Here is a 12447-nt window from a genome sequence, read left to right as displayed (position 1 = left end):
TCAAATTTAACGTCAAGGCATTTAACGTCCATGCATTTAACGTCCAAGTACAGCCCGTGGATCGATAGGATTGCCATTCAAGCGCACTTGAAACTCTAGGCCGACTTGGTTGGTTTGACCACTACTACCCATACTGGCAATACGCTGGCCAAGTTGTACTTGCTCGCCTTCTTTGACCAGTAATTGACTATTGTGAGCGTAGGCGGTGATGTAATTATCGCTGTGGCGAATCATGATGAGGTTGCCATACTCTGGTAGACCACTGCCCGAATACAGCACAGTTCCAGATTGGCTGGCAAGCACAGGATCACCTTCGTTACCAGCAAACCACATGCCCATGTTACCCGCTGCCGCATCAAAGTTGCGAACCACTTGGTTGCGACTTGGATAGTCATAGCCTGATGTCGCGTTGGCCGTTACTTCATATGCTGGCGTCGGCGTGCTGGTGACAGGAGGCGTATAAGTCGGCTGTGACGGAGCAGAGGTATTAGCACCATTATAAGTGTTATAGCGATTGTTGCTAGCTGCCGTTACTGGCGCGCCTTCCCATAGCTTCAACCATTGACCGCTATAGATGGTATATTTACTATCCAAACCGTTCATCGCCCCAATTTGACGATAGCTCAAGCGATAGCGCTCAGCGATTTGACTGACCGTATCGCCACGCTGCACGCGATGATAGTTAGGAACGCCTTTAGCATTGGTAATAATCTTAGGTCCCGCTTGGTTAGCTGATTGGTAAGTAGGCTTCGTCGCACAGCCGACTATCGCTAACGATGCTGCTGTCAACGTCCCTATCAATGCTACCGTTGCCAAGCGCGATCCAGCAATAAGCTTCTTCATACAAGATTTCCTATTCTTTATGTTACTCACAAACTCCTTGTGCTAATCACAAGCATTTTGCTAACTTTTATACCGTTTAATTTTTGTCAAATACCATCATCAACAACTCGATAATAAATGATTTTTCTAATCTTTGGCAGCGCTAAATTATAGCATTAACGCCGACAGCCTATTGAGAGTATCTGCTGGCGTATGATGCAAGCGCACTGGTGATAAACTAATATAACCCGCTGCCACCGCTTGGTCGTCCGTCATATTAGTTGCCGATGACTGAGTGTCTTCAATTTCTGCTGGCGACTCGTATTGCCGCTTACGTAGCGATAGCCAATAGGCATCTCGCCCGCGCGGATCCACCACATGGTGCACAGGCCGTGCTATTTGGCTATGTCCCAGACAGGTGATTTTTCGACCTTTGATATCATCGGCATCATTTACATCGGGGATATTAACGTTTAATACATGATAGGGCAAACTTTTGAATGCCTCTACTATAGATGTTTCGGTTAGCAGTTTGACGATTTCATCGGCGGCCATTTGATAGCGGCTCGTTTGATCTTGTCCATCGCCTTTCATCCTTGCACCGACTAGAGAAGTTGCAATTGCAGGTAAACCAAAGAGCTGCGCGGTCAATGCCGCGCCAAAAGTGCCCGAAAACAATACATCCTGCCCCAAGTTGGCTCCTGAGTTAATACCTGTAATCACACAGTCAAAGTGTGTGTCTTGATATAGCTCGTGTAACGCCAAATAAACACAGTCCGCAGGCGACCCATTAACCGCGATAAACCCCGAGGATAATTGATGAGTATATAACGGCTGGGAGATGCTTAAGGCGCTACCACAGCCACTCTGCTCATTGTTTGGTGCAACTACCATCACCTCGCCAACCTTGGACAAGGCTTGCGCCAATGCTAACAATCCTGGCGCATGTACCCCATCATCATTACTCACTAAAAATTTCATTTGTACTCAATATATTTAGGTTTGACCGTCTGTCTGCTTGTCTACTTTAAAAGGATAAAATTGTTATACTCAGCCCGTTATTTGACTGTTCATTGCTTAGCGCAACTCACACTGACGGACGGCTAAAAACGATTATTATCACTCAGTGTTCTTATAGCAATGGTCATTATTAGGTGGCACCTTACCCTTATAACGGTGTTAGGTGCAACGACATTGTGGGCGATTATACCTTAATCGTGGAAAGACACTAACCCACTCTTTGCGCTGAATTTGCCTGTTGCTTGACATGATCCTTGATCTTTCATGGCAGTCAAATCGCAATCTGAAAGTAAAACTGGTCGGTAACACGTTACAATAGACAACAACGCACAACAATATAAACTTATACTTTTATGCTGACGTAACTTATAAGCTGATGCTACTGATATGTTGCTGCAAAATGCCTTTGGCTCACAATATATCTACACATAAATCAATATTTTATGTGACTTTTGTTTTTTTACCCATTAACATATGACCATTAAATAAAGATAAGCGAGTGTGATACTGAATGAATAATCAATCGATATTATCTATAGCTTCTGTGATAGCAAAGACCGCCTCAAAAATTGGTTTTGCAGGACTGATAACGTCTGTTGCCATGCTGTCTCAAGCGACCAATGCTGCACCCAATCCAGCAACCACTATCCCATTGGATATGTCTGGTATGAATATCACTAAGCATGAAATTGCCGTGATGCAAGTATTGTCTGAGATTTGTCCACCGATGCTAAATGGCAAACAGAAACAGCGTTTTTATAAGTCTTATACCGTTCAGTTGCATGAATTGATGCCGTCTTTAGAAGATCCAAAAGCGGCGATTCAATATCTATCAACACAGCAGGATTATCGCCAAATATTACAAGGCATCCGTAGCTGGACCATGGGCTTCTCCAAGCAAGAGAACAAAGCCTTGTGTGAAGATTTGGCAAATGCTGAATATTAATTACGATGCTTTTAGTTCTATGGCTAAAACGCAGACATTATTAAACCTAAAAATAGCACTCTACATAACCAGCTCTATTATTCAATCGGATATAAGCAGCAATAAATAACCATAAAAAGCACAGATATTGCTGCTTTTGCCCTATCAAATTCAATAACTGGAATGATAGCGTAATGGGCTTAATGAATAAGCTCATTACGCTTAGAAGAAGCTTGCTATCACCCGACTGTCCAATTGCAGTGGGTGCGGCAAGCTTTTTTGTGGTACGTGAAAAATATGCATAAATCCTGATATATCGAAATGCTTTATAAGCGTTGTCTCTCTTTTTTAGTCGCGTCCTATTTTTTGTATTTATCGATTCCCCATCGGTTGGCATTTTGCTAAGATAAGGCGTTAATTTTATGTCCGTCGCTCAGGCATGGTTTTCCTCATTCACATACTCTTTTAAACCCTTATATTTAACACATACGGTTTGATAGAAGGTGTGAGGTTTAGTACCAGCTATGATGCGACAGATACATTTGGTTCCATGATGCGGTGTAACAATCTATGACAGTAAAGCGTGTAAAAAAACAGCTGGTGCAGCTGGTAGTTGGCATGAGTATTTCCATGAGTGCAGTGATGGCGAGCGCCGCCATTCAGCCACCTGAAATGGAAAATACAGCCTATGTGCTAATGGACTACAATACTGGTGAAATTTTGGCACAAAAAAATGCCAATCAAGCTCTTCCACCAGCGTCTCTGACGAAAATGATGACCAGTTATATCATTGAGCAGCGCTTAGCATCAGGTGATCTCAAAGAAGAAGAGCAAGTATTGATGAGCAAAAATGCTTGGTGTCGCGGTAGTAGCAGTCAATCTTGTATGTATGTGCCGGTAAACAAGACGGCCAGCGTTATCGATATGCTGCGCGGTATTATCATTCAATCAGGTAATGATGCCTCAAAAGCGATGGCAGAGCATATTGCTGGCAGCGAAGACTCATTTGCCATCTTAATGAATGAGCAAGCGCAAAAGCTTGGTATGGAGAACACCCACTTCGTTAACTCTACGGGCATGCCTGACGAAGGTCATGAAGCCTCTGCGTTGGATTTGGCCAAGTTGGCGCGCGCTATCGTCAAAAATAGCGGTGACTATTATGGTATTTATGCCGAAAAAGAGTTCACCTATAATGGTATTACTCAAGGTAACCGTAACGCCCTACTCAGTACCGACTCTACTGTTGACGGTCTAAAAACAGGTCATACCGATGCCGCTGGCTATTGCTTAGTCGCCTCAAGCAACCGCGAAGGCATGCGTTTAATCTCTGTCATTATGGGTACAGAAAGCCAGCAAGCACGTGCCGATCAGTCACGTGAGCTACTCAACTGGGGCTTTGGTCATTTTACTACCGTAACCAAAGCACCTGCTGGCCAATTCGTAAGCAAAATCCCTGTATGGTTTGGAGAAGCTGAGGAAGTAGAACTAACCACGGGTGACAATCTGCAAATTTTGACCAGCAAAACGCAGAAAAATAAAATCACGACCGTGGTTGATATCCCTGAAAGCCTAGAAGCACCTATCAAAAAGGGTCAAGAAGTTGGCAAATTGATGGCTGTCATTGATGGTAAAGCAGTCGCATCAGTGCCTATCATCGCGACCAATGATGTCGAGCAATCAGGCTTTATGAGTCGTATGTGGCAGCATGCGGTACGCTGGGTACAAAACTTATTTTAAAGTGACGCTGTCTGCTAACAAAATCATTTTATAAAAGTATCAACCAACAAAAAAGACGCCTCAAATTTGGGCGTCTTTTTTATTGCTATGTTAAGGCGTGTTGAGGTTTACGCTAATTTATATTGAAACCAGTTCATTTGATGTAAGGTTATCTCTAAACTTAGTCTGTCTAGGCTAATCACTTTCAGAATAATTTATTTAAAAGCCATCCCTTTAAAATAAGAAGGTTTTATAATGAGTTAAGCCCATATTAGCCAACTTTTTAACAGATCACTTAAGGCTTTATCATCATAGGCGGCGCTATGGCAATAATCGATACCAGCCGCTTTTAGCCCATGCTCAAAACTGTCTAAATATTGCGCTTGATCTGGAGCGTACCAATACACTAATAAAGCACGGTACTCACTCTCGTAGCTTTCGAACTGGCGTATACGCTTGGCTATGACTTCAGCATTACTCGAGGGCACGTCTTCTGCAAACATTACCATATCGACTTTTCTCGTATTTAGCTCATCGATAACGAGATGCCCCTGCTGATGACAGATGACCACCGCTCCCAAACGCTGGAGCTCATCCACCAAAAACCCTGTTTCATGAATATAATAGTAAACCACAACCAAACCAGCCAACAGGTTTTTCTGATGAACTTGGTGTTTATTGGGCAAAGGAATAGTGAACATGAACTGTGTACCGACGCCTAAGGTACTCTCAACCTCGATAGTCGCACTCATTAGCTGAGCGATTTGTTTGACCACTGGCAAGCCGATACCCGTCCCCTCATATTGACGGGTTTGTGATGAATCTACCTGAAAAAATGGGTTAAAAATATCCTCGATATAATCACTATCGATCCCAATACCGGTATCTTTAATAGTGATTTGCCAACGGTTGCTGTTGTCAAAGTGGGTCAATTGCGAGGTAATACTCACTTGCCCTACTGGGGTAAACTTAATCGCATTACTAAGGAGTATAGATAATACCTGTTTTATTTTGTCGACATCGCCTTCGAGAGTATAGTCTATATGATAGACATGGCTGAGTAAGGTCAAGCCTTTTTGTTTAGCAATAGACTCAAAATCCACCAACAGATCAGCAATTAACTGAAGCGGATTAAACTCACTCGAATGGATGCTAATCTGACCTTTTTGTATTTGATTCAACTGAATGATTTGGTCAAGCGACAATACCAATTTTTCACTGCCATTACGAATGATATCTAACGCGTCTTTTTGCTCATCAATTAGTCGCTCATCATCTAATATCTGTAAGCCGCCCACAATAGCATTCAGCGAGGTTTTTAACTCATGGGTAATCATACTTTGAAAATTATGCAGCTGTACATTTAAAGACAAATCCTTATGATGTAACTGCTGCTCAAAAACAGCAAGTGCTTCATAGTCTTGTTGTGCCTTTTGCAAGCGATCAAACAAAACAGTGAAAGTCTGCTTAATTTGCAGCAGTTCTTGAAACTCAAACTGCTGCGAAATAACGGGCAGCTGTTCAAGCTCTGGGTGCTTGCTAACGATTTCACATACGTCGGTTAGCGCTGCAATATCTTTGACAGGCCAGCTGAGTTTGCGCAGAATATATAGCATCCAGATGACAGCCAATATAGTGGTGATAAGCCATAATAGTAAGTTGCTGCGTAACCAGTTGGCACGCAGTTTATCTACGTCCAAAGTTATATTAATATAGCCAACCAAGGTACTATCATCAGTTAGCGCCTCAGGGTCTAGCGGATCGATCATGTTATCTGATAAAGGCTTGTCTGTTTGCTCAGTCGCGGCTATCGTTGCAGTGCTATCGGTAGTGATATCGTCACTGACAACCGGATAATTGAAGCTGACCGTATCAGCGAACAAAGCATTTTGCCAATCATCATGTGACTGGTAGGCTGTGAACCTATCTATATCTGCAATAGGCTGCGGCGTTGAATAAAATAGAATACTTTGGATATTGGGTTCTGCCGCCAACACAATACTGACTTGCTTGGCAACGGTATCTGCACCGTCTATCGTCGATGCACTGCTCGTCAGTAAGGCAGCCAACTGCTGAATATGCCGATGCTTTTGCTGATAGTGATGCACAAAACCATAGACAAAAGACAATAGAATACCTACCAGCACAGCCAAAATAATGGCCTGCACGACAGAGCGCCAGATAAACTTAGGAAGGATTTGTAACGGCTGGTTGTTCATGTCACTCAACTGAGTTAAGACGACTGGTTATTTATATTACAGGTATTTGCAAGACATGATAAGAGCAACATTAGTATACTCTGTTGCAGCCTTGTTATAACAAAGCTGCAGCAGAGTATACTTTGGGGCTTTATAAAGAACTGAAAGGTAATAAGCCTACCGCGTTAGCGAGGCTTTTTATCTTTGGTGGTGAACTTTTGCGCTCGATTGCGCTCACGCTGACGCAACTGCTGCGCCTTCGCTTTGGTCGGCGTGTCGCTTTTGTTGGCGTATGGGTTTTCGTTCAGCTTAAAGACTACGTTAAGTGGCGTACCTTCGAGCTTGAAAACCTGACGGAATTGGTTTTCAAGATAGCGCTGATAGCTTTTAGGCAGCGAGCCAGTTTGGTTACCATGGATAACAATCACGGGTGGATTGTGACCACCAATATGGGCATAACGTAGCTTGATACGACGACCAGCAACCGTCGGTGGCGGATTGGCGGTCACTGCATCTTGTAAAATCTGGGTCAAACGGTTGGTTGACACTTCAAACATAGAAGATTGATAAGCGCGTAAGATGGATGGATATAAGTTACCCACACCAGTGCCATGTAATGCTGAGATTAAGTGCACTTTTACATACGGAATGAAGTTAAAACGGCGATCCATCTCAATTTTGATATAGTCTCTTTGATCTTGTGTCAGACCATCCCATTTATTGATCGCTACCACTAATGCACGACCTGCATCGAGTGCATAGCCGATCATATGCAAATCTTGGTCAACGATACCTTCGTGGGCATCAATGACAATAACCGTGACGTTAGAATCTTCAATCGCTTGCAAGGTTTTGATAACCGAGAATTTCTCTACTTTTTCATCGATTTTTCCGCGGCGACGAACACCAGCGGTATCAATCAATACGTAGTCTTTGCCATCGCGCTTATAAGGGATATAAATACTGTCACGTGTGGTACCAGGCATGTCAAACACCACGACGCGATCTTCACCCAATAAGCGGTTTACCAAGGTAGATTTACCAACGTTTGGACGACCAATGATGGCAAGCTTTAAGCCTCTTGGTTCTACCATCGCATCTTGTTCAGGCATGTCGGCGGTCAGTATTTCTAGTAAATTACCGACACCGCGACCATGACTGGCAGCCATTGGATACGGCTCGCCCAAGCCTAAAGCATAAAACTCTGCAGGCGCGGAGTCATGTACACCATCGACTTTATTGGCAACCACATAAACGGGTTTACCAAGGGTATGTAAGAACTTACCGATTTCGGCATCAGCGCCAATCATACCAGCACGGGCATCAACCACAAATACGATGATATCCGCTTCGTGAATAGCAGTATGCGACTGCTCAGACATATAATCATCGATGTTGCCGCTACCATCATCAGCTTCACCAATACCGCCCGTATCGACGACAATAAAGGCTTTGCCTTCATATACCGCATCGCCGTATTGACGGTCACGAGTCAGCCCTGACAAATCAGCAACCAGTGCCTGCCGACTTTTAGTGAACTGATTAAATAAGGTAGATTTACCGACGTTTGGACGACCAATTAAGGCGACCACAGGCTTGATACTCATGGGTTACTCTCAGTGAAGGGTACAATGACGGATAAGACAGCTACTCGTTTAATGATATGAGTAAATATACTGCGCTTGACCGTAAACTAAAATGAATGATAAATATAAAACGATATAGTCAATACTCTATAAATAAAATACGATGTCAGGCTCGCTTAGTCTACTATTTGTAGTACTTTCACTCGCCTTTCTTGTCTCTAAATTATATTGAACTGACTATAGCAATAAAAATGAATTATTGGCTATTTTACAGTGAATAGTGGGCATACCTAGCTAGTAGCATTATTTATGAATACTGTTTATAGGTATTCTATACAGGCACTACATACCACTATTATATAGAGATAATGTTGGCAGCGCATCGGTCGCATAGAGTACGCGAAACCTCAGCGTTAAACAAGCCATTTGCAAAAGGCACGAAACGCCGACGAAGCAGCGTTTATTCCTCGTAACGTCGGCATAGCCTCATCATAGCATCGACATTGAGCAGTACGCTTAATCACAGGCTTAAAAAAACCTTATGAATAAAACGACTGCCCATAAAATCTTAGCGAGCCAATTGCCAAATAGCCACTTGACCTGAGGTACTTTGGGTCAACAAACGGCTACCTTCTGCTTGCAAGTTGGTGAGCGCGCCTTTGGTCTCTACACGGCTGACGATTTTTCCGCTGGCAGGGTCAAATAAATGTACGACCCCATCATAATCACCCACTGCAATATAGTTTCCAATCATAACAGGGTTGGTTAAGTGGCGATAAGCCAGCTCTTCACTTTCCCACAACATCTCACCACTGTTGCGATCATAAGCGACCACTTTTCCGTCCAAGCTGGTGGCAATAACTTGCTGGTTGTTTACTGTAAGCGCTTTTAGGCTGGCAAGATCATTAATGAACATGACTTGACGTGACGCTAAATCAATGCCTAATAATTGCCCACTATAGCTAATGGCAAACAGCTGATTGTTACTGACGACAGGTTTGCCATCGACATCGCTCATACGCTCAACTTCGCTACTGCCTGCACCAACACCAACACGTCTTGACCACTGCGGTAGACCGCTATCGGTGGTCACAGCATGTAAACGCCCATCAGCCGTGGCCAATAATGCTGTTTTATCATCTAACAAAGTTGGTGCCGCACTACCACGTACGCTGATAGCGGGTACTTGGGTAGCAAACTGCCATACAGACTGGCCAGTCTGTAGTGATAAGCCGTGCAAGAAACCATCATTAGCTGACAAAATCACCCGATTATTAGTAATAAGTGCTGGTGACAATACCGATCCTGATAACTGTTGCTGCCAGCGTTTTGCGCCAGTAGTGCTATCAAAGGCCATAATTTGCCCGCCACGTGTACTGACAATCGCAGTCTGACTCAAGGCATCTATTGCGACACCACCTGTGATTTGATCACCTACATTGACTGACCACAGCTCTTGACCGGCATTATTAAAACCAGTCAAATCACCACCGCGCGAAGCAGTAACAATTTGCGAGCTGGCGTAACCCACTTGCAAATCAAGTGGATCTTTTTTGCTGGCTTTTTTGTTACCGACATCAGTGCTAAACACAGGCTGTAGCACGCTAATAGGCTGCGCAATTTGCACTAATTTAACAGGATCGTTGACGACGGGTTTGATACCGCGATTACAGCCAGCGACAGCTGTTGCCATCGCTGCGATGACGGCGACATGCATAATCGTCATCTTAATGGTTTTAGCCTTTAACGTGTTGCTAGAGCGAATAGATTGAGTCATTATAAGTTCTCACTACAAATAAATTAACAATTAATAAATTAGCCATCAGTAAATAAGCAATTGATCCGTAATAAAAAAGTTCGGTATAGTGACCTTAACTTTGAATACTACCCTGCTGACTTGCTGCGCTACTTAGTTTGTAGAACGGTTTTAGTCATTCGATAATTGAGTTATCAGATAAATCATTAAAACTAAGAGGGTTGCTCAGTAGCAGCTGTCGTATTTTCAATCACTAATGGCTGCTCAGCAGTGGCAGACTCTTGAATTAGGCTAGCTTGCGACTCGATAGGCTCAGGCACGATACCAAGACTTTCCATTTTTAAAGCCAATACCGCACGTGTTTCTTGACGACTGCGCAATAATTCCCAAGCATTGTTATAAGACTTAATCGCTGAGTCTTTATTGTCTTGTGCCAAATACACATCACCCAATAGCTCTTGCTGACTGGCTTCAAATGAGCTTGGCATATCGTTGTTGGCTTCGGCTAAGGCTGCATCTGCATCACCAGCAGCCAATAGCGTTTTGGCATAACGCAGACGGGTAATTGCTGTTAAACCTGCATCACCCAAATCGATTGCCAGTGCTTTTTTTAGCGTCTCGCTTGCCCCTGTAAAGTCATCACTATCAACTTGCTGACGCGCTTTAATCATCAGTGCTTGCCACGCATAAACTGACTCACCATGCGTGCTCACCAAAGTATCAATATCTTTGTCTAACTGCGTACGGCTCTCTACCAGTGCCGTTTTCGCCTCTGCTTCTAAATCTGGGTTTTGTGATGCCAGACTGACTTCTTCATTCAACCGCTGGATGTCCGCATAATGATCAGCAGCAACCGTATCCACACGGGCATGATTGTCCTGCCAATACGTCCAGCCAAAATAAGCAGCCAGTGCCAACAGAATCGCAGTGACAATATAGCTGCCGTACTGCTTTAGGGCTTGCATTGAGTTGTCTGCATTCGGCGAATTGGGTGTCAGAGCCATAGGTAGTTACCTGATATAATTGTTATTAAATTACTGATATTGAAAACCAAAAAAGCCAAAACTGATTATTTTCGAGAAAAACTCTCTTTACTTGACAACCAGTCTTGCATAACGGTCTTTTGCTCGCCTGTCTGCATGTCTTTGATGCTAATGGTATGATCGTCCAGCTCTTGCTGCGCAATAATAACTGTCAGCGCTGCACCAGATTTATCCGCTTTTTTCATTTGCGCTTTCAGACTAGTCGCACTGGCCATTTTTATCCGTAAGTCTGCGCGGCTATAGCGTAAGTTTTGTGCATAGCTAATACCCGCGCTATAAACATCTGGGTGAGCCACGACAAAGACATCGCAAGCTGGCACATCAGCAATCGGAGCGACAGCTTCCATGAGCAATAATAAACGCTCAAGTCCCATAGCAAAACCAACCGCAGGCTCAGACTTTACTGGTTTTTTGTCGTCTTTATCATCACGTCCGCCGATAGACTTTAGCTGCCCGATCAAACCATCGTAACGCCCGCCAGCACAAACCGTCGCTTGACTACCAAGCTTGTCGGTTACCCACTCAAAGACGGTTTTGTTATAGTAATCAAGACCACGCACTAAATGCGGGTTAATCTCAAAACTGATGCCAAGGTCGGTCAAATACGCTTGCACTTGTTCAAAATGCGCGACGCTGTCTGCCCCTAAAAAATCAGCAAGCTTTGGCGCGTCTGCCAATACCGCTTGGGTGCTCGCCTCTTTACTGTCTAAAATGCGCAATGGATTGGTCGTCAAGCGGCGTTTGCTATCATCGTCTAGCTGATCTTGTTTGTCGGTTAAATAAGCAACTAGTGCCTCGCGATAAGCATGACGCTCATCCAGCTCGCCCAAGCTATTCAACTGCAAATGCATCTCATCTTTTAGACCCAGCTCTTGCCACATCAGATGCGTCATGGCAATCAGTTCAGCATCGGCATCCGGTAGCGCACTACCAAAGCTCTCGACACCCAATTGATGAAACTGGCGATAGCGACCTTTTTGTGGACGCTCATAGCGGAACATCGGGCCGATATACCATAATTTTGGTGTATCGCCGCGCAGTAGATTGTGTTCAATCACTGCCCGTACCGCGCCAGCTGTGCCTTCAGGACGCAATGCTAATGGTGTTGGTGGCTCAGACTTATCCGTAAAGCTATACATCTCTTTTTCGACTATATCAGTTGCTCCACCAATAGCACGGGCAAACAAATCAGTTTGTTCTACAATTGGTAGACGAATATGTTCATAACCGTATCTACCCAGCACATCAGCCAATATCGCCTCTAGATGCAGCCATTTTGCGGATTGGTCAGGCAAAATATCATTAAACCCTTTAATAGCTTTAATCATGGTACGGTCATATCCTTAAAAATTTTAACAAGTATTCTATTATTGTTGTGACG

The 12447-nt window shown here is 43.9% G+C and carries 9 protein-coding genes; 2 read left to right on the top strand and 7 right to left on the bottom strand.

Annotated elements, in window-relative coordinates; genetic code table 11:
* Nucleotides 1-36: 36 nt before the first annotated feature.
* Together JMY08_RS11060 and surE are read right to left on the bottom strand one after the other, a co-directional pair.
* Nucleotides 37-843 carry a LysM peptidoglycan-binding domain-containing M23 family metallopeptidase gene (locus tag JMY08_RS11060; RefSeq protein ID WP_201593367.1) on the bottom strand — a complete coding sequence of 269 codons (807 nt, stop codon included), beginning with the start codon at nucleotides 841-843 and terminating at the stop codon, nucleotides 37-39.
* Between the two features lie 147 nt (nucleotides 844-990).
* Nucleotides 991-1803 (bottom strand): 5'/3'-nucleotidase SurE, encoded by an 813-nt coding sequence (surE, locus tag JMY08_RS11055; protein ID WP_201593365.1) that lies wholly within the window; start codon nucleotides 1801-1803, stop codon nucleotides 991-993.
* Nucleotides 1804-2353: 550 nt separating this feature from the next.
* Between surE and JMY08_RS11050 the strand changes: the two genes are divergently transcribed.
* Complete coding sequence (locus JMY08_RS11050) at nucleotides 2354-2788, top strand: MCR_0457 family protein (RefSeq protein WP_010199041.1); 435 nt, start codon at nucleotides 2354-2356, stop codon at nucleotides 2786-2788.
* 549 nt (nucleotides 2789-3337) lie between these two features.
* Nucleotides 3338-4504 carry a D-alanyl-D-alanine carboxypeptidase family protein gene (locus JMY08_RS11045; RefSeq protein WP_189586550.1) on the top strand — a complete coding sequence of 389 codons (1167 nt, stop codon included), beginning with the start codon at nucleotides 3338-3340 and terminating at the stop codon, nucleotides 4502-4504.
* Between the two features lie 239 nt (nucleotides 4505-4743).
* On the opposite strand, the gene JMY08_RS11040 is transcribed toward JMY08_RS11045, so the two are convergent.
* From JMY08_RS11040 to hisS, 5 genes are all read right to left on the bottom strand, one after another.
* On the bottom strand, nucleotides 4744-6702 hold the full coding sequence (locus JMY08_RS11040) for a sensor histidine kinase (protein ID WP_201593363.1): 1959 nt from the start codon (nucleotides 6700-6702) through the stop codon (nucleotides 4744-4746).
* 164 nt (nucleotides 6703-6866) lie between these two features.
* Nucleotides 6867-8288, bottom strand: a complete 1422-nt coding sequence (gene der / locus JMY08_RS11035) for a ribosome biogenesis GTPase Der (RefSeq protein WP_010199034.1) — start codon at nucleotides 8286-8288, stop codon at nucleotides 6867-6869.
* Between the two features lie 547 nt (nucleotides 8289-8835).
* Nucleotides 8836-10044 (bottom strand): outer membrane protein assembly factor BamB, encoded by a 1209-nt coding sequence (bamB, locus tag JMY08_RS11030; RefSeq protein WP_201593361.1) that lies wholly within the window; start codon nucleotides 10042-10044, stop codon nucleotides 8836-8838.
* 191 nt (nucleotides 10045-10235) lie between these two features.
* Complete coding sequence (locus JMY08_RS11025; RefSeq protein WP_201593359.1) at nucleotides 10236-11027, bottom strand: YfgM family protein; 792 nt, start codon at nucleotides 11025-11027, stop codon at nucleotides 10236-10238.
* Nucleotides 11028-11092: 65 nt separating this feature from the next.
* The gene (hisS, locus tag JMY08_RS11020; RefSeq protein WP_201593357.1) at nucleotides 11093-12394 is read right to left on the bottom strand and encodes a histidine--tRNA ligase; all 1302 of its coding nucleotides are present in this window, start codon (nucleotides 12392-12394) and stop codon (nucleotides 11093-11095) included.
* Nucleotides 12395-12447: the final 53 nt, after the last annotated feature.

It is taken from the genome of Psychrobacter sp. Pi2-51, from assembly GCF_904846665.1.
Classification (GTDB): domain Bacteria; phylum Pseudomonadota; class Gammaproteobacteria; order Pseudomonadales; family Moraxellaceae; genus Psychrobacter; species Psychrobacter glaciei.
Note: the sequence above shows the minus strand (reverse complement) of the source record. Positions and strands in the feature narration are given on the sequence as shown.

Excerpts from the sequence above, each read along its gene's own strand:
- surE (WP_201593365.1), bottom strand. The coding sequence starts at position 1,803 with ATGAAATTTTTAGTGAGTAATGATGATGGGGTACATGCGCCAGGATTG.
- hisS (WP_201593357.1), bottom strand. The coding sequence starts at position 12,394 with ATGATTAAAGCTATTAAAGGGTTTAATGATATTTTGCCTGACCAATCC.
- bamB (WP_201593361.1), bottom strand. The coding sequence starts at position 10,044 with ATGACTCAATCTATTCGCTCTAGCAACACGTTAAAGGCTAAAACCATT.
- JMY08_RS11045 (WP_189586550.1), top strand. The coding sequence starts at position 3,338 with ATGACAGTAAAGCGTGTAAAAAAACAGCTGGTGCAGCTGGTAGTTGGC.
- JMY08_RS11060 (WP_201593367.1), bottom strand. The coding sequence starts at position 843 with ATGAAGAAGCTTATTGCTGGATCGCGCTTGGCAACGGTAGCATTGATA.
- JMY08_RS11040 (WP_201593363.1), bottom strand. The coding sequence starts at position 6,702 with ATGAACAACCAGCCGTTACAAATCCTTCCTAAGTTTATCTGGCGCTCT.
- der (WP_010199034.1), bottom strand. The coding sequence starts at position 8,288 with ATGAGTATCAAGCCTGTGGTCGCCTTAATTGGTCGTCCAAACGTCGGT.
- JMY08_RS11025 (WP_201593359.1), bottom strand. The coding sequence starts at position 11,027 with ATGGCTCTGACACCCAATTCGCCGAATGCAGACAACTCAATGCAAGCC.
- JMY08_RS11050 (WP_010199041.1), top strand. The coding sequence starts at position 2,354 with ATGAATAATCAATCGATATTATCTATAGCTTCTGTGATAGCAAAGACC.